The 15,958-nt window shown below is 66.2% G+C and carries 19 protein-coding genes and 2 pseudogenes; 10 read left to right on the top strand and 11 right to left on the bottom strand.

Features of this window, described 5'->3' with window-relative positions:
- The first annotated feature begins 132 nt into the window (after positions 1–132).
- Positions 133–1,086, top strand: a complete 954-nt coding sequence (bla, locus tag ACFWAY_RS38140) for a class A beta-lactamase (protein ID WP_378514207.1) — start codon at positions 133–135, stop codon at positions 1,084–1,086.
- Here bla and ACFWAY_RS38135 read toward each other — a convergent pair.
- Positions 1,061–1,888, bottom strand: a complete 828-nt coding sequence (locus ACFWAY_RS38135) for an alpha/beta fold hydrolase (RefSeq protein ID WP_378514206.1) — start codon at positions 1,886–1,888, stop codon at positions 1,061–1,063. The two genes, bla and ACFWAY_RS38135, sit on opposite strands and share 26 nt — an antisense overlap.
- Before the next feature lie 145 nt (positions 1,889–2,033).
- Here ACFWAY_RS38135 and ACFWAY_RS38130 point away from each other — a divergent pair, with 145 nt between their 5' ends.
- Positions 2,034–2,807 (top strand): class I SAM-dependent methyltransferase, encoded by a 774-nt coding sequence (locus ACFWAY_RS38130; RefSeq protein ID WP_378514205.1) that lies wholly within the window; start codon positions 2,034–2,036, stop codon positions 2,805–2,807.
- A 31-nt stretch (positions 2,808–2,838) separates the two neighbouring features.
- Here the strand turns inward: ACFWAY_RS38130 and ACFWAY_RS38125 are convergent, their stop codons facing one another.
- The gene (locus tag ACFWAY_RS38125) at positions 2,839–3,159 is read right to left on the bottom strand and encodes a serine recombinase (RefSeq protein WP_378453186.1); all 321 of its coding nucleotides are present in this window, start codon (positions 3,157–3,159) and stop codon (positions 2,839–2,841) included.
- Between the two features lie 254 nt (positions 3,160–3,413).
- Here ACFWAY_RS38125 and ACFWAY_RS38120 point away from each other — a divergent pair, with 254 nt between their 5' ends.
- On the top strand, positions 3,414–3,536 hold the full coding sequence (locus tag ACFWAY_RS38120) for a hypothetical protein (protein WP_274542882.1): 123 nt from the start codon (positions 3,414–3,416) through the stop codon (positions 3,534–3,536).
- Positions 3,537–3,551: 15 nt separating this feature from the next.
- Here the strand turns inward: ACFWAY_RS38120 and ACFWAY_RS38115 are convergent, their stop codons facing one another.
- From ACFWAY_RS38115 to ACFWAY_RS38105, 3 genes are read right to left on the bottom strand one after another with little or no spacing between them, the layout of a single operon-like run.
- Positions 3,552–3,956 carry an ester cyclase gene (locus ACFWAY_RS38115; RefSeq protein ID WP_378453188.1) on the bottom strand — a complete coding sequence of 135 codons (405 nt, stop codon included), beginning with the start codon at positions 3,954–3,956 and terminating at the stop codon, positions 3,552–3,554.
- Positions 3,853–4,746, bottom strand: a complete 894-nt coding sequence (locus tag ACFWAY_RS38110) for an iron-containing alcohol dehydrogenase (RefSeq protein WP_378514219.1) — start codon at positions 4,744–4,746, stop codon at positions 3,853–3,855. Before ACFWAY_RS38110 ends, ACFWAY_RS38115 begins: the two co-directional genes overlap by 104 nt.
- Positions 4,724–5,284 (bottom strand): hypothetical protein, encoded by a 561-nt coding sequence (locus ACFWAY_RS38105; RefSeq protein WP_378514204.1) that lies wholly within the window; start codon positions 5,282–5,284, stop codon positions 4,724–4,726. Before ACFWAY_RS38105 ends, ACFWAY_RS38110 begins: the two co-directional genes overlap by 23 nt.
- Here ACFWAY_RS38105 and npcC point away from each other — a divergent pair.
- The 4 genes and pseudogenes from npcC to ACFWAY_RS38085 form a co-directional block, all read left to right on the top strand.
- Positions 5,256–5,549, top strand: a pseudogene (npcC, locus tag ACFWAY_RS38100) (hydroxyquinol 1,2-dioxygenase); the annotation flags it as partial. The gene ACFWAY_RS38105 and the pseudogene npcC sit on opposite strands and share 29 nt — an antisense overlap.
- A 140-nt stretch (positions 5,550–5,689) precedes the next feature.
- The gene (locus ACFWAY_RS38095; RefSeq protein ID WP_378514203.1) at positions 5,690–6,445 is read left to right on the top strand and encodes an SDR family oxidoreductase; all 756 of its coding nucleotides are present in this window, start codon (positions 5,690–5,692) and stop codon (positions 6,443–6,445) included.
- Between the two features lie 51 nt (positions 6,446–6,496).
- Complete coding sequence (locus tag ACFWAY_RS38090; protein WP_378453191.1) at positions 6,497–6,958, top strand: RrF2 family transcriptional regulator; 462 nt, start codon at positions 6,497–6,499, stop codon at positions 6,956–6,958.
- 68 nt (positions 6,959–7,026) lie between these two features.
- Positions 7,027–7,221 carry a hypothetical protein gene (locus tag ACFWAY_RS38085; RefSeq protein ID WP_005246414.1) on the top strand — a complete coding sequence of 65 codons (195 nt, stop codon included), beginning with the start codon at positions 7,027–7,029 and terminating at the stop codon, positions 7,219–7,221.
- A gap of 54 nt (positions 7,222–7,275) precedes the next feature.
- On the opposite strand, the gene ACFWAY_RS38080 is transcribed toward ACFWAY_RS38085, so the two are convergent.
- Complete coding sequence (locus ACFWAY_RS38080) at positions 7,276–7,578, bottom strand: hypothetical protein (protein ID WP_378453192.1); 303 nt, start codon at positions 7,576–7,578, stop codon at positions 7,276–7,278.
- Between the two features lie 225 nt (positions 7,579–7,803).
- Complete coding sequence (soxR, locus tag ACFWAY_RS38075) at positions 7,804–8,244, bottom strand: redox-sensitive transcriptional activator SoxR (protein WP_009472730.1); 441 nt, start codon at positions 8,242–8,244, stop codon at positions 7,804–7,806.
- A 50-nt stretch (positions 8,245–8,294) separates the two neighbouring features.
- On the opposite strand from soxR, the gene ACFWAY_RS38070 reads away from it, so the two are divergent.
- Positions 8,295–9,704 (top strand): MFS transporter, encoded by a 1,410-nt coding sequence (locus tag ACFWAY_RS38070; protein WP_378453193.1) that lies wholly within the window; start codon positions 8,295–8,297, stop codon positions 9,702–9,704.
- Here the strand turns inward: ACFWAY_RS38070 and ACFWAY_RS38065 are convergent.
- The 4 genes and pseudogenes from ACFWAY_RS38065 to ACFWAY_RS38050 form a co-directional block, all read right to left on the bottom strand.
- Complete coding sequence (locus tag ACFWAY_RS38065; RefSeq protein WP_378453194.1) at positions 9,701–10,537, bottom strand: HpcH/HpaI aldolase/citrate lyase family protein; 837 nt, start codon at positions 10,535–10,537, stop codon at positions 9,701–9,703. The genes ACFWAY_RS38070 and ACFWAY_RS38065 overlap by 4 nt on opposite strands.
- A 130-nt stretch (positions 10,538–10,667) precedes the next feature.
- Entirely contained in the window at positions 10,668–10,955 is a 288-nt protein-coding gene (locus ACFWAY_RS38060; RefSeq protein ID WP_378514202.1) for a hypothetical protein, read from the bottom strand.
- 67 nt (positions 10,956–11,022) lie between these two features.
- Positions 11,023–11,652, bottom strand: coding sequence for a transglycosylase family protein (locus ACFWAY_RS38055; RefSeq protein WP_378514201.1), 630 nt, complete (start codon positions 11,650–11,652; stop codon positions 11,023–11,025).
- Positions 11,653–12,139: 487 nt separating this feature from the next.
- A pseudogene (locus ACFWAY_RS38050) lies at positions 12,140–12,385 on the bottom strand (response regulator transcription factor); the annotation flags it as partial.
- A 314-nt stretch (positions 12,386–12,699) separates the two neighbouring features.
- On the opposite strand from ACFWAY_RS38050, the gene ACFWAY_RS38045 reads away from it, so the two are divergent.
- Positions 12,700–14,304 (top strand): AMP-binding protein, encoded by a 1,605-nt coding sequence (locus tag ACFWAY_RS38045; protein WP_378453196.1) that lies wholly within the window; start codon positions 12,700–12,702, stop codon positions 14,302–14,304.
- A gap of 176 nt (positions 14,305–14,480) precedes the next feature.
- Positions 14,481–15,884, top strand: coding sequence for a phenylacetate--CoA ligase family protein (locus tag ACFWAY_RS38040; protein ID WP_378453197.1), 1,404 nt, complete (start codon positions 14,481–14,483; stop codon positions 15,882–15,884).
- The last annotated feature ends 74 nt before the right edge of the window (positions 15,885–15,958 follow it).

Raw genomic sequence — 15,958 nt, 5'->3', positions numbered from 1 at the left:
CCGTCCCCATCTGGCCACGTCACCGTTTCCGGGCACAAAACGTGGCCCTGAACTGGGGTGATAGCGCACCCGACTCGCGACAACGCCGCTTTCGTCTTTGCGCTATGAGTGTCCGCATCCGACATTGGATCCATGCCCACACACCGAAATCATCCGAAGCCCAGGCGCACCGGTCGTCGAGGTGCCGTCGCTCTCGCGCTGGCGCTGCCCTTACTGCTCGGGGCGTGCACCGCCACCGCGGAGCACGCCCAGCCCACGACGTCGGTGGCTGCGGTACCGGATCGCCGGTCCCTCGACGCGACGATCGACGCCCTGGAGGCGCAGTACTCCACACGGATCGGAGTGACGGCCGTCAATCCCGCGACCGGCGAGGTCTACAGCCACCGGGGCGACGAACGGTTCGCGATGTGCTCGACGTTCAAGGCCTACGCGTCGGCCGCGGTTCTGCGCAAGACCGAGGACGGGTCGACGTCACTCGACAAGACGGTCGTGATCGAACCCGGCGACCTCGTCGAGAACTCGCCGGTCACCGCCGCAGCGGTCGGCACCCCGATGACCTTGGGGCAGATCGCCGAAGCAGCCCTGACGCAGAGCGACAACACTGCCGGGAACTACCTGCTCCGGGAGATCGGTGGTCCGCAGGCGGTCACAGCCCTCGCCCGGGACGTCGGCGACGGGAGCACGCGACTGGACCGGTGGGAGACCGAACTCAACACCGCATTCCGCGACGATCCCCGGGACACGACGACTCCGAACGGCCTCGCACAGGGCTTCCGGGCGCTGCTCCTGGGAGACGCGCTCGACGCGGCGAGCCGCGATCAGCTTCTCGAGTGGATGCGGGCGAGCAAGACGTCGGACAAGCGAATGCGCGCCGGTCTGCCGGCCGGGTGGACTGCCGCCGACAAGACCGGTGGCGGCGGGTTCGGCACCGCCAACGATGCCGGTGTCGCGTGGAGTCCGGACGGCGCCCCCGTCGTCCTCGCCATCCTCACCGACAGCCTCACGAATCAGGAAGGTGCGCAGGGAAACAACCAGGCGATCGCCGACACCACCGCGGCCGTCATCGAGGGCTTGACTGCGCCGTGAGCCATCTGTGCAGAGACACCGCCAGTTCGACGGGAGCGTCGAACTGGATCAGGTGCCCGGCGCCGTCGATGACCTCGAGCGTCGAACCCGGAACGAGGCGCGCGAGTTCCTCGGCTCGGTCGACGGGGATCCAGGCGTCGTCCCTCCCCCACACGACCGCGACAGGAATGTCGATCGACGCATACCGATCCTGGATCTCGTCGGTGTATCGCTCGTCGGCCTCGGCGATCTGCCGGTAGAACGCGACCTGACCCTCCTCCGACAGCCACGGCGCGGTCAGGAGAGCCATCTGAGCGGGGGTCAGGCCGCGGTGGGTCGCGCCCGCGATGTAGGCCTCGAGAGCACCCCGGTGCACCGCTGCCGGTTGCGCGGCGAACACGTCGGCGTTCTCCGCGACGAGCCGCAAATAGTCCGAGCCCCACGGCCGCAACGCAACCACGTCGACCAGGGCCAGCGAGGCGTACCGGGCACCGTGCACGAGATTGGCGCGAAGCGAGACGGCGCCCCCGTAGTCGTGGGCGACGACATGGGGTGCGTCGAGGTTCCAATGCCGGAGGAGGTCGGCGAGGAGTTCACCCTGCACACCGAGATCGACGTCGTGGGCGCCGTCCTTCGACGACTGCCCGTATCCGGGCATGTCCCACAGGTAGACCGAGAACTCGGCAGCGAGCGCGCGTGCGAACGGCCACCACAGCTGCGACGACCACGGTGTCCCGTGGCACATCACCACCGCAGGACCGTCCCCGAACCTGTCCCACGCCACCGATCTGCCACGCCATTCGAACGTCTGTGAGAGCTCCACACCCGCAGTGTGCCATCAGCGGTGGAACCTTCGCTTCACCTCTTCACCCGCGGGGTCGCCGGTCTTCGTCCCGAGGTCGTCGGGGCCTTCGTCCAGAGGAACGAACGCACACCCGACGACGCCCCGGTCGACGTAGGTTCGGGATGTGAGAAACGACGAACGCGAACGGCGGGCGCGGAGCTTCGGGCAGGTAGCCGAGCTGTACGACCGGTGGAGGCCCGGCTACCCCGATGCCCTCTACGACGACGTGCTCTCCCTCGCGCCCGCCGGCCGGGTTCTCGAGTCCGGTGCCGGTACCGGTCGGGCAACGCTCGGCCTCGCGCAGCGCGGGGCGTCGGTTCTCGCGATCGAACCCGATCCTGCAATGGCCGCCGTCGCCAGGCGGCGCACCCAGGGCTGGAGTGTCGAGGTGCAGGAGTCCGCTTTCGAGGACTGCTCCGTCGCGGCCGCCGCATACGACCTCGTCGTCGCCGCCCAGTCGTGGCACTGGGTCGATCCGCAGCGCGGCGCGGCCGTCGCAGCCCGGGCTCTCCGGAAAGGCGGTTCGCTATGCCTGTGGTGGAACCGGCCCCGCGACCTGTCCGGTCCCACCTGGGACGCCATCGATGACGCCTACGCCGAATACGCCCCCGAACTCGATCGCCGCGCCGCGTCGGGCCTGCAACCCGACACCGAGGAGCAGGCCGCGCCGGCTGCCGGCTTCACTCCGTGGGCGTCCCGCACCTATAACTGGACGAAATCGTACGACGCCGAAAGCTACACCGGTCTGATGCGCACGCAGTCCAATCACGTTTTGCTACAACCTGATCGGCGGGAAAAATTGCTCGCAGCGATCCACACGGCCATCACCGATACCGGCGAAGGCTGTCTCGTGTACCCGTACCGAACCTTGCTCTTGACTGCGGGGGTGAGGCAATAGATGGTGCGTCGACTGACGGAGCGAGTTGTTGCTAGCTGACGATGTCGTGACCGCACATCGCGCGGCGCAGAGGCCTCTCTGCCCTGGCGACGCGCCGCCCGGCCACAGTCAACATCGGGCGCGGAATCCCGATACCCATGACCGGCACGCCCGTCACATACCCTTCCCTGTAGAGGTAATTCGACGCATCGGCCACTTCGTCCCGGGTCAAGGGCGCAGGCGCCCAGCCGACCGCCTCCCCGATGGCCTCCGCGTCCAGAATCGGACTTCGGTACCCTTCCGTCGCCTTCGCGAGAAGCCAACCCAGAACAGCGTCACGAACCGCCCATTGACGATCGGTAGCTGCATTCACATTTCAGTCCTCCGGTAGATGCCGTTGATGCTTGCATGCACCATAGCCACCGGCAAGGAATAAGTGAGTTCGTGAGCTTTCCTGCGGTTCTTGGGATCTCACGAAGTTCCAAATCCACCGCGGCACGACGGTCGCGGCCCGGCGACTCGGCGCTCGTGTGGTCCTGGCCGTGCCAGGTGCCGAGTGGACTTATCTACTTTCCTGGGTATGGTCGGGATCAGTTCGTGGTTGCCACTTCCGAAGATGGAGCGACAATGGCTGACAAATCCGCCGTCAAGAGTTCGAAACAGTCCGCACGCGCCCTCAAAGAGCGCCGGGCGGAGAAGCGGGCGAAGGCCCAGGAGTCGACTGAGATCATCCGAAAGCGGAAGGGCTGAAATCGCATTGAAGGTTCACGACTTGCTCAGTTGGCGATGAAGGGCACCACCGTCCCAATAGTCGGTGCTGGAAATGATGTGGTTGCCTCTCACTTCCAGCAGCTGCACTCCGGCCAAGTACAGGCTTTGCCCTTTCGGCTCGTACGAGCCCAAGCGGCCATTCAGATGACCGGATAGTCGGTAGGTCACCGCCGCACGGTTTTCATTGATGAGAATTTCATCGAGGTTCCACTGCACGTCGGGAAATGCTGCGAAGAGCCCAACGAGACCAGCGGCGATCCGCTCCGGTGTGCGGTGGTCTGCGCCGACTGCGATATCACGATGCCGACATAGCGGAGCGTAAAGCTTTGCGGCGTCCGCGGGGCGGTGGTTGTTGTATGCCGTGTACAGATCGGTCACGAGCTGGGTGAGTAAGGCCATGAGAAGTGTCTCCTTTGGTTGGCAATCTTCGACGTTGCGCACACTGTGTGCCCTCCGACTCTCCGTTCCACGCATCGTGGAGGAGCGAGCGGATCGGTTGCAGATCCAGCGGCCGAGGACTGACAAGTTTCTCGGCCACAGCCGCTTCCGCGACTGCATCGATCTGGTCCCGCGTGACGCCGATGGCTCGGAGTCCTGTCGGTGTGCCGACCGACCGGGCCAGCGACCAGACATTGTCAGCGAGTTTCGCCGGGTCACACTTCATCGCCTCGGCCAAACGCGCCATGATATCGGGGATCGCCGGTTGCAGGTACCGGATGATGTATGGCAGGACGATCGCGTGGGTTTCGGCGTGGGGGGCGTCGCACATTCCTCCGAAGAGATGACACAACGCGTGATGCACACTGGTGCCCACCGTGCCCAGCGCGACGCCGGCGAGGCAGGCGGCGATGAGAACCTCCCCACGGGGTGCAGGGTCGGTTGTGGTGTACGCCCGATGCAGGAAACGCTGGAGTCGGCCCGCACCATCGAGAGCCAGTGCGTCGGTGATCGGGTCATGGTTCGTCGCCCACAATGCCTCGGCGCAGTAGGCCAAGGCGTTCATCCCGCTGGGACCGACGATCGAGGCGGGCAACGCGGTCAGGAGCTGCGGGTCGTAGACGACGATCTTCGGCAGAGCCGCACGATCGCGGGCGGTCTTCTTGCCCGTTCCGCTGGTGAGCCCGTAGATGGGCGTCGACGTTCGGCTTCGCGCTCTCGGGGCAGGTTCAAGCGGCCGCCCGCCTGCCATAACCTGCCGAGACAACTGCCTCGACACTGTGAGAGCGGCCGAGCACTGCGTTCGCGGAGCGCACCCGGCCCGCAGTGACCTCTCGACGTATGCGTGTCGAGGAGACTGGGCCTCCGGCGATGTTGAGTAAGTCGACTTTTCGGGCCTCGAATCCCAACCTGCGGCCGGTTGCGTCGAGGGTCGAGGTGTTGCCTGCTGCGCGATATCCGTAGCGGAAGTTGGCTCCGACGGACACCGACCGCGCGCGCAGTCGAGTCGCGAGCAGATCAGTCGCGAAATCTTCGGCAGAGGTCTGCAGCAGGAAAGGGCTCATGGGGAGCGCAAGGACGAAGTCGAGGCCGCAGTCGGCAAGCAGCCCGAATTTGCGGTCGAGACTGGTCAGCACGGCGGGCTGACGTCCCGGGGAAAGGATTGTCGACGGGTGCCGGTCAAACGTCACTGCACCGACCAGTAGTCCAAGCGTGGTTGCTCGGCACGCCGCTCTACCTTGTCCGGTTGATGACGATGCAACGCAGGGAAAGATGCTGGCGGCGACCAACCGATCACCGATGAGGGTCGCGCACCTTCACTTCATGGTCACCGCGGATGGCCTGCGGACCCTCGTCACGCACATCTTTGTCGCGGGTGACCCGCAACTCGAACGCGGGGACAGCGTGTTCGGTGTGAAGGACTCCCTGATCAAGAACTTCGTGGAGCAACTCCCAGGCACACCCACCCCCGATGGGCGCCACATCGGCGATCGGACCTGGTATCGATGCGATTTCGACATAGTTCTTGCACCAGAACAGTTTGATTCTTGCTGACCCTGAATACATACCTGCATCAAGAAGGACGACGAGGCCCACCCGACCCGTCCGGCACACAGAACGTACACAAACCTTGACTCGGATACCTACCGTCCGAGTAAACTAGGACAATAGCAATCCAAGTTAAGGAGACGGGCATGAAGATCGTCATTTTCGGAACTGGACTCATCGGGAGTCAGGTCGCGTCGAAGCTGAGGGAGTCCGGACACGACGTCGCGGCACTCGGTCGCGGCGACGGTATCGACACCACCACCGGCAAGGGAGTCGCGGAGGCTGTGGAAGGCGCCGACGTCGTAGTGGACCTCACCAACTCGCCGTCATGGGAAGACCACGACGTCATGGCATTCTTCCGCGAATCGACGAACCACATGCTCGTCGCCGAAGAGGCCGCCGGCGTCGGGCACCATGTCATCCTGTCCATCGTCGGCGCCGACCGGCTCCCCGACTCCGGATACATGCGCGCCAAAGTCGCCCAGGAAGATCTGGTCAAGTCCGGCCCCGTCCCCTACTCGATCGTGCGATCGACGCAGTTCTTCGAGTTCATCGCCGGCATCGCCGACGCAGGCGCTGTCGGCGACACGGTTCATGCGACCCCGGCACAGCTCCAGCCGATTGCCTCGCACGACGTCGTAACCCGTGTAGCCGAAGTCGCCGTCGGTGCGCCGTTGGGCGGCACGGTCGAGATCGCCGGACCTGAACCGCTCGGAATCGATGAACTCGTCCGACGGCTGTTCGCCTCGACCGGCGACCAGCGAACCGTGACGACCGACCCCGACGCCGGCTATTTCGGCGCCAAACTCGATGACGCTGCGATCACTCCGACCCCTGGCGCCAACGCCTGGATCGCACCGACCACGCTGGACGAGTGGTTGCGCGAACACCTGAAACGATGACGCAACACCACCCCGCAACACCGACACAGGGGTGTGAATAGAGTCGTGGCCATGAAGCTGTCCGGTGGTGTGGAGTGGGCACTTCACTGCTGCGTAGTCCTCAGCCAGGCAGAGAGCCCGGTACCCACGACCCGGCTGGCCGAACTGCACGGTGTGTCGAAGACGTACCTCGCCAAGCACCTGCAGTCGCTCGCACGTGCCGGCCTCGTCCACCCCACCGAGGGCCGCGACGGCGGATACGTCCTGACCCGCGCGCCCGAGGCTATCACCGTCCTCGACGTCGTCCAGGCCGTCGACGGAACCGAGCCCGCCTTCCGGTGCACCGAAATCCGCCGGCAAGGAGTGCTCGCCGCCCCTCCAGAGCAGTGCCGCTCTGCGTGCGGCATCGCGAGAGTCATGGCGGACGCCGAAACAGCTTGGCGCGCATCACTATCCGGTGTGACCATTGCGGACCTCGGTGCGACAATCGACCTCGCCGTCCTCAGACACATCTTGGCGACGTCCACGACGTGAGGTCACCCGCGGCAGGCGGGACGCGAAATTCCTGTCTTCTCATTCGAGATCCGCCCTACGATCGATGGATGGAGACCGGAACCGACGAGACCAAGACCTGTTCGTTCTGCCGCGGTCCTATCGGATACGAAATCAAGGACGCTCATGCGGGCTTCGCGTCGCTGCCCCCGGGCAAGCGGTATCGCGTCTTCCACTGCATGAATCGATGCCCACGATCGGCCCCCGACGGCCTCGAATGCGGACACCGCCACGAATACCTCTGACCCGTCCGTCAATGCCCCGCCGAAAAGGTTCAACCCAACGGGTTCATGCCCTGCTTACCCGCGTGAGAGTCCGGGCTGAGTCTGAATCTGTCCGGGACCGCCCTTGAAACCGCCGGCCTTGCCCACCGTCCATTCACCGTCCGCACCGCATACCAGGGCGCCGTTGCGGTCTCCGGGCTTGCCGTAGGTCACTGTCTCATTGCCCTGCGAGTCCGTGTTCACGATCGGGCACGGGCCACCGGTGGGGCCGTTCGGGCCGATCGGCTCGGCATGAGCGACGGACGCCGCCCCGATGGCGCTCAGGACAGGGAGAGCAGCGAAAGCGATGGCGGCAATGGTGCGGCGGGCGTTGATCATTCAGTATCTCCAGAGGGGTGGTGGGATAGTGCTTCGTTGACAGGTACAACTCTGCCCACTCCAGCGCCCGAACTGAACCAACCCTCGGGGGCCTTTGCGGCACCCCCGGAGTGGAATCACCCCACCCTTACGGAGATCGATCGCGACATACCGACTGCCGGGAACCGGCATGGTGCCCCACACTCAGCAGGATCCGCACCGGTCCCGGGATCGACCGCAATCCGTTCAGAGCCGATTCGGACCCGAACCCTCTACAGCGAGTTGGTCTTCGGGGTTGAGCAGATAGCACGCCTTCATCGACAGGCAACCACACCCGATGCATCCGGTGAGCTCGTGTTCGAGGCGCTCGATTCGCTTGCGTTGATCCTCGAGCTGCACTCGCCACAGCTTCGACACGCGCTGCCAGTCGCGGATCGACGGCATCCGGTCCGCCGGGAGCGTCTCGAACACCGCTCCCACGTCCGCCAGTGGAATCCCGAGCCGTTTGGCCACCACGATCAGCGAGATCCGCCTGAGCATGTGGCGTTCGTACCGGCGTTGATTTCCGGACGTCCGCGTAGACGCTATCAGTCCGAGCTGCTCGTAGTAGTGGAGCGCCGAGACGGCCACACCGGTCCGACGGGACACCTCCCCCACCGACAGCAGATCCTTCGGATCCAAAGACATCACATCAGCCCCTTGACCTCGAGTCCACTCGAGATTTTAGCGTGGTGTGCATGACAACGACCGCCCCGTCACCGGCCAGCTGGTCCGAACTGCTCGGACCCCGCTACCGCTCCACCTCCGCCGTCCTCGCCGGCGGCGTCGGACTGCATGCCGTCAACATCTTCCTGACGACGAGCCTGCTGCCCACCGCCATCGGCGAACTCGGGCGCGAATCGCTGTACGCGTGGAGCGCGACCGTCTTCATGGTGGCGTCGGTGATCTCGTCGATGACCGTCAGCCGGCTGCTCGCACATCGCGGCGCGCTCGGTGCGTATATGTTCGCACTGGCTCCGTTCTTCGTCGGCACGATGATCAGCGCCCTCAGCCCGTCGATGGAGGTCCTCCTCGTCGGGCGTGCGGTCCAGGGGCTCGGCGGGGGCCTGCTCGCGGGACTGAGTTACGCCGTACTGCGCGAGGCGCTACCGGAACATCTGTGGGCGCGCGCGACCGCGCTGGTCTCGGCGATGTGGGGCGTCGGAACTCTCGCCGGACCGGCGATCGGTGGGCTGTTCGCCCAGCTCGGCCAGTGGCGTCTCGCGTTCGTCGCGCTGGCAGTGGTCGCGGCCGCCATCGCAGCGATCGCGCCCCGGGCGTTGCCGCGCACCGAGCGTGTGCGTGGCGGAGAACCCGTGCCTGCCACGTCACTCGTGCTGCTCACCCTCGCGACGATCGCGATCAGCGTGGCGGGCATCCTCGGCAACCGAACCCACATGCTGGTCCTGATCGCGGTCGGGTCCGCGATCATCGTTCTCTTCCTGGCCTGGGAGCGGCGATCACCACGCCGAGTGCTACCGCAGTCGACGTACACCCGGGCGTCGTCGCTGAAGTGGATCTACCTCACCATCGCGGTGCTCGCGTCCGGCACCGTCTCGGAGGCTTTCACACCCCTGTTCGGTCAACGGCTCGCCGGACTGGTGCCGATCGCCGCGGGGTTCCTCGGCGCCATGATGTCGGTGGGATGGTCGGTGACCATGATCTTCAGCTCCGACATCTCCCGCGCGCGTGCGCAGAGGGCGGCGAAGATCGCCGGACCGCTGGTCCTCGCGGCAGGCCTGCTCCTCACCGCGGCCCTCTGGCGTGACGACGCCGGACTGGGCGTGGTCATACTGTGGGCGGGCGCCCTGGCCGCCGCGGGTGCCGGGATCGGCCTCGCCTTTCCTCACCTGATGGTCGCCGCCATGCGGAGCACCGACGACGAACAGGAAGGGGCCAAGGCCGCGGCCGGGCTCAACACGGTCGAGTTGATCGCCATGGCCGTCGGGTCCGCGGTCGCCGGTGTGCTGGTCAACCTCGGTGCACCCTCGGCCCTCACCTCCGCACGAGTGCTCTTCCTCGGCCTCGGCGTCATCGCGGCAGCCGGCGTATTCACCGCCTATCGCGCGACCCGGCAGGCCGAACGCGAGGTCGCCCGACCGTCCTAGGCTCGAGACGCGAAGTGGTCTGCGCGACGGCGAATGTCATGGGCACGGGCGAGCTGCGGCAGATGCCCGCCGTGAGTGACGCGGCTACCATCCGCACCCAGACGCTCGATCGTCGTTTCGGCCCACAAGATGTCGTGGGCGTCGGGCGCCAACGCGGTATTGATCACCGGCACCTGCTCAGTCGCAAGGGTCAGTTTTCCGGTCATCCCCATCTCGCGGGCCAGTCGCGTGTCGTCCCGGACGACGTCGGCGTCGCGCGACAGCGTCGGCCCGTCGATCGGGGCTCCGATCCGGGCTGCCCGGCTCGCATTGACGAGCCGGGATCGGGCGTACGCCAACGCCATCGGAGTTCGCCCCGCACCGGTGTCGCGGCAGTAGTCGCCGATCCCGAACGCTAGTCGAGAGACGGGAGCGGTGCGAGCGATGTCGTCGACGGCCACGATCGCGGCCGCGGACTCGACGAGGGCGACCACCGGAACACCGGGCATCTCGGCGGCGGTAGCCCGCACCTGTTCGGGCGCTTCGGTTTTCGACAGCATCAGCCCGCGAAGTCCGGGCACACTGCGGATCGCGTCGAGGTCGCGCTGCCAGTGCGAGGTGGTCGCGTCGTTGATCCGCACCCAACCCGCATTCCGTGCGAGCCACTCGGCCGTGCACGCGCGCCCCTCGTCTTTCGCCGCGAACGGCAAGCCGTCCTCGAGGTCGATGATCAGCGCGTCGGCGCCGGACGCAGCCGCCGCCGCGAGGACCTCGCACCCGACTGCAGGAACCAGAAGCCAACTCCGCGCCATTGCGAGGTCGACCTCGCTGCGCTGGACTGTCTCGACACTCATTCTGCTTTTCCCTCGGCCATACCGAGGAGTCTGCGCTCGGCCGGGAGGCGACGCACTCGACGAAGCGGAGTGCGGCGCCGGTGGCCGGTCACCGCTTCGTCAGGTGCGGCTCCGATCCCTGCGGTCCACCTCAGAAGTCGAAGCCCCAGGAGGCCGGGTTGAAGACGACGCGGTACCAGACGTTGGTCGGTTCATCGAACGTGCACGGCACGATCACGACACCCGACGTCTGTTCGAGCGCCGCCGCCTTCCCGCAGAAGTACTCAGCGCCTTCGCCGGACGTCTCGGCACGGTAGACGGGTCCGATGTGCCAGGGTTCGGCACTCGCGGTACCGGGACCCACGGTGGCCCCGAGGACGAGGGGCGCGGACAGGATCCCGACCAATGCTGCGGTACGCCGAGCGGACTTCTTCTGCACGAGAGCTCCTTCGTAGGCGACGACACGACAGTTCTGTGTGATTAGTTCGCACAAGAACCGTCGGACGTTACCGGGGAGCCGCGACCCTCTCCTCGAACACCTGACCCGACCCGTTTCGCTCGGCAAGCTCGCGGGCGCTGTCCAGCGCCTCCTGGGCCGCCGCCTTCACGGCCGCTTTCACCGCGGCGGAATCCTCGACGGTCGCAGGCGCTTCGACAGGCGCGGGCGTCTCGATGGCATCCGGTGTCTCCACAGCGTCCGGAGTCTCGACGAGGTCAGGCGTCTCGACAGGATCAGGAGTTTCGATGGCCGGAGCAGGTGCCGGCGTGGTGTGGGGTACCTCGACGGGCGCAGTGCCGCCCTTTTTCAGGTACTGGCCGCACACGGGCCACGCGCCGGGGCCCTGAGTTTTCAGGACGTTCTCGGCGACCCGGATCTGCTCGGCCTGACTGGCTTCCGAGGCCTCTCCCGTTCCACCGTTGGCTTTCCAGGTTTCCGGTGTGAACTGCAGTCCGCCGTAGAACCCGTTTCCGGTGTCGGTGGTCCAGTCGCCGCCGCTTTCGCACTCGGCGACTTCTTCCCAGTCGTGCGGTGCGCCGCCGGCGGTTCCGGCGCCCAGCCCGAGCAGAACGGTGACGACCGCGCCGATCAGGGCGATCCAGCCGAGGGTGTGCTTCTCCATGTTGCGAGTGGTCATGCTGGCTCAATCCTCTCCGCGCTTGCGGACGCGGCGTGCCGGTGACAACGCCTCGGTTGTCGGCCCGGCCATCCCTTTCGGTGCCTCGTCCCGCGCCTCGAAGGTGTCGGGATTACGAACCCGCGTCGGCAGATCTGCAGCGGCGGGCCCCCGAACGTGGCCTCCTCCCGAAATTCACACGGCATGAACAAGGTACGGATGTTCGACTATTGAGAAACGAGAGTGAAAATTGTGCTGTTCTGAGGTTTCGATACCGTTTCGACGTCATGTCGTGACAATTCTGTAACGCGCTGAACCGACTCGTGAATGCCGCAGCGGCTCATCCATTCCCGCTCCGCGAAGTGGTCTCGATTTCGACACGACCCTCGCACGACGCACCCTCCGCGGGCCATTGTCGTGGCGGCAGCGTGCACGGATGTCTCATCCGAACGAGTTGACAGGCTTCGAACGCAAGGCATCTCGGAATCATTACCGAGACGGTGACAGATCAGGGAAGCAAACCCTGTCGCCGAGCCTCCACGACAGCTTCCTGCCTGCTGCGTACCTCCAATTTGCCCATGAGATTACGCATGTACGACTGGACGGTCTCGACGCTCAGCGACAGCCGGTCGGCGATCTCGGCATTGCGGCACCCCGGCGCCACGTGCGCCAAGACGTCACTCTCACGCCGCGACAGTGTCACCGTCGGTGCCGGGTCGTCGGGCGCGGTGAGTCGGCGCAACCGCTGCTCGACCGCCTGCACCTCGGCACCGAGACCGTCGTCGCCGAGCCTGTGCCCGAGCTCCGCGTTCCCACGAGGCCGGACAGCGTGAGATGCCTGCCCTCGACGATGCCTCCGAACAGCACCGGAAAGTCGGTCTGCCGCCGCAGGCCGCGCAGTTCGGCGCGGATCGCGTCGTTGTCGCTGGGTCTCGAGGTGTCGTTCACTGGCACTCTGATACCGGCAACCCACTTCGGAGGGTAGCGGTGCCGGCGTGACGTTCAATAACGTCAGCTTGGCAGTGTGTCGCCCGTCACAGCAGTCTCACCACATATCGGAGGTTTCCAGTGTCCGGACCGACCCTCTCCACCGCGAACCACACACCGCTCAGCCCGCTGCGCTTCCTCGAGCGCTCGGCGAGCGTGTTCCCGGACCGGGTCGCTGTCATTCACGGCGACCGCCGCTACAGTTACCGCGAGTTCGGCGGCGAGGTCGAGAGACTCGCCCGTGTCCTGCGGAGCCGGATCGAGCCCGGCGACCGCGTCGCATTCCTGTGCCCGAACACCCCTGAGATGCTGTTCGCCCACTTTGCGGTGCCCCTCGCGGGCGGCGTCTTCATCGCGCTGAACTCGCGGCTGGCGGGCCGCGAACTGGAGTACATCCTCGAGCACTCCGGGACGAGCCTGCTGTTCGTCGACTCCGAACTGGTCGGATCCGTCGCGACTGCCCGCGACGCCGTACCGAGTCTGCGCGAAGTAATCGAGATCCCCGACTCCACGATCGCGCGGCCGGTGGTTCCGGAGGGGATCGTGACCGGGATGTACGCCGACTTCCTCGCGGCCGCAGACGACGTGGACGACACCCCGCTGCACTGGGGCGTCGACGACGAACAGCAGGTGATCGCGATCAACTACACGTCCGGAACCACCGGGAAACCGAAGGGCGTGATGTACACGCACCGCGGTGCCTACCTCAACTCCCTCGGCGAGACGTTCCACAACGGCTTCACCGGGTCCACCAAATACCTGTGGACGCTGCCGATGTTCCACTGCAACGGCTGGTGCACCCCGTGGGCGGTCACGCAGGCCGCCGGCACCCACATCTGTCTGCGCGCGGTGCGTGCCGACTCGATCTGGGACGCCATCGACACCCTCGGGGTCACTCACCTGTGCGGCGCTCCCGCCGTGTGCTCCACCATTGCCGAAGCGCCCCAGGCACATCCGGTCGACGCCCTGCGGATCACCACCGCCGCGGCACCGCCGTCACCGACGGTGATCGCCCAGTTGGAGGCGATCGGCGTCACCGTCGTCCACGTGTACGGGCTGACCGAGGTCTACGGGCCGTACACGATCTGCGAGTACCAGGAGTCGTGGAGCGAGCGCACCGTCGAGGAACGCGCGTCCCTGCTGTCCCGGCAGGGCGTGGGCATGGTGCAGGCCGAGAACGCCCGCGTCGTCGACACGCAGATGAACGACGTCCCGGCGGACGGCGAGACCATGGGCGAGATCGTTCTGCGAGGCAACAACGTGATGCTCGGCTACTACCGCAACCCGGAGGCCACCGCGGAAGCGTTCGCGGGCGGCTGGTTCCACACCGGCGATCTCGGCGTTATGCACCCGGACGGCTACATCCAGCTCAAGGACCGCGCGAAGGACATCGTCATCTCCGGCGGCGAGAACATCTCGACCATCGAGGTGGAGCAGGCGATGATGACGCATCCCGCCGTACTCGACGTCGCGGTCGTCGGTGTCCCACATCCCAAGTGGGGTGAGCGGCCAAAGGCATTCGTCATCGTGAAGAAAGGGGCCTCCGTCACGGCAGAGGAACTCGCCGAGCACACCCGCGGACGTCTCGCGAAGTTCAAGGTCCCCGACGAGATCGTCTTTCCCCTCGAACTCCCCCGTACCCCGACCGGTAAGGTCCTCAAGTTCGAACTCCGAAACTCGAACTGACTGTCTCGCACGCAGCGCGTGAGTCACGGCTGCGCCGGAAACCGCATCCAACCCTGACTACGCTGGGCATCGAGCTGGGCTCGCGCACGTGCCTGACGGTCGGTGCGCCGGTGTGCAAAACTCGGAAGGGCACGCACGAATGCGGTGCGTCGGACCACCGTGATGTGGAGGGCGTCATGACCCGATCGGTTCCCGGAAGTGCTCCGGAAGACGCGGAGCAGGTGGCGTATGCGCGTGTGCGCGCCGGCCATGTGAATGCGGTTCAGGCCGCCTTCGAGGATCACATGGGACGCCTGGATTGGTCGAGAGATCAGATCGAGCGCTACCGAACCGAGCGGCTGCGGGCCCTCCTCGCGCACGCACGCGAGCGGTCTCCATTTCATGCCCGGAGACTTCGTGGCCTCGATCCGTCCGCGGCCTCGCTCGCCGACCTGGCGTCGCTGCCGATGATGACGAAGCGGGACGCTCAGGACGAGTGGGATGCGATCATCACGGTTCGCGGCCTCGATCGCGAACGTGCCGAAAGGATTCTGGCCGAGCAGCAATGGTTTTCGTACACGTCGGGCGACGAGCAGATCTTCAGTTCGGGTGGTTCGAGTGGCGTCCGGGGTGTCTACGTCTGGGATTGGCAGTTCTACGTTTCGGCGGCGTGCCTTGCCTGGCGGGTGCAGGCGCGCGAGGAACGGCGGGCATCGTCCGTGCGGTCTCCCGCGCGTCTGGCCGTGCTGGCGGCCGGTGTCCCCCCGCACGCGAGCACCCCATTGTTCGATGTGCCGACCGCACCGGGGATGGAGACCGTCGTGATCCCGGCGGGCGCACCATTCGACGAGGTCGTCGCCGCGGTGGCCACTGCCCGGCCCACGCATCTGGTGGGCTATGCGACAGTGATCGGACGACTCGCCCGCGCCGCAGTGGCGGGTGATCTGAAAATCAGTCCTGTGCGGGTGAGCACCAACTCCGAACCCCTGCTGGACGAGGATCGGCAGGCCATCCGCGACGCCTGGTCGGTGCCGATCCACAACCTCTGGGGGTCGACCGAGATCGGCGTGCAGGCAGTGGGTTGCGGACTCGGCGAGGGCCTGCACGTGTGCGAGGACGAGGTTGTGCTCGAGCGTGTCGACGACAGTGGTGCCCCGGTCGCGGCCGATACGCCCGCGGCGCGAACGCTCGCGACGGGCCTGGCCAACCGCACCTTTCCCTTCATCCGTTACGACCTCGGAGACCAGGTCACGTTGCTGCCCGGTAGGTGCGCGTGCGGAAGCGCGTTCGCGCGCGTCGCCGACATCGGTGGGCGGCGGGACGACGATTTCCGGTACGGAACCACGATCGTGCCCGCGAGCACTTTTCGCTACGTCCTCGGCGCAGATCCGCGTATCTCCGAGTACCAGGTCCGACAGACCGTCGACGGCGCGGAGATCTTCGCGGTCGGCGCCCCGGATGTCGCCGCGCTGACCTCGGCTGTCAGCGCGGCGCTGCGCAGGCAAGGGGTGTCCGATCCGCAGGTCCGGATCGAGGTCGTCGACCATCTGCAGCGTCATCACGCTAGCGGGAAACTGCAGCGGTTCATCGCACTGCGATAGACCCGAAGTGCACCCCCGGCGGTCGAACCGGCCAAGGGTCGACGATCTGCACCCCAGGGTGTCTGTCTTCACGG

Source organism: Rhodococcus sp. NPDC059968, assembly GCF_042738615.1.
Classification (GTDB): Bacteria; Actinomycetota; Actinomycetes; order Mycobacteriales; family Mycobacteriaceae; genus Rhodococcus_F.
This window is presented reverse-complemented; position numbering and strand designations above follow the sequence as displayed.

Coding starts and splice junctions, on each gene's coding strand:
- bla (WP_378514207.1), top strand. CDS start 133: ATGCCCACACACCGAAATCATCCGAAGCCCAGGCGCACCGGTCGTCGA.
- ACFWAY_RS38120 (WP_274542882.1), top strand. CDS start 3,414: ATGGCTGACAAATCCGCCGTCAAGAGTTCGAAACAGTCCGCACGCGCC.
- ACFWAY_RS38115 (WP_378453188.1), bottom strand. CDS start 3,956: ATGGCCTTACTCACCCAGCTCGTGACCGATCTGTACACGGCATACAAC.
- ACFWAY_RS38110 (WP_378514219.1), bottom strand. CDS start 4,746: ATGGCAGGCGGGCGGCCGCTTGAACCTGCCCCGAGAGCGCGAAGCCGA.
- ACFWAY_RS38095 (WP_378514203.1), top strand. CDS start 5,690: ATGAAGATCGTCATTTTCGGAACTGGACTCATCGGGAGTCAGGTCGCG.
- ACFWAY_RS38090 (WP_378453191.1), top strand. CDS start 6,497: ATGAAGCTGTCCGGTGGTGTGGAGTGGGCACTTCACTGCTGCGTAGTC.
- ACFWAY_RS38085 (WP_005246414.1), top strand. CDS start 7,027: ATGGAGACCGGAACCGACGAGACCAAGACCTGTTCGTTCTGCCGCGGT.
- ACFWAY_RS38080 (WP_378453192.1), bottom strand. CDS start 7,578: ATGATCAACGCCCGCCGCACCATTGCCGCCATCGCTTTCGCTGCTCTC.
- soxR (WP_009472730.1), bottom strand. CDS start 8,244: ATGTCTTTGGATCCGAAGGATCTGCTGTCGGTGGGGGAGGTGTCCCGT.
- ACFWAY_RS38070 (WP_378453193.1), top strand. CDS start 8,295: ATGACAACGACCGCCCCGTCACCGGCCAGCTGGTCCGAACTGCTCGGA.
- ACFWAY_RS38065 (WP_378453194.1), bottom strand. CDS start 10,537: ATGAGTGTCGAGACAGTCCAGCGCAGCGAGGTCGACCTCGCAATGGCG.
- ACFWAY_RS38055 (WP_378514201.1), bottom strand. CDS start 11,652: ATGACCACTCGCAACATGGAGAAGCACACCCTCGGCTGGATCGCCCTG.
- ACFWAY_RS38040 (WP_378453197.1), top strand. CDS start 14,481: ATGACCCGATCGGTTCCCGGAAGTGCTCCGGAAGACGCGGAGCAGGTG.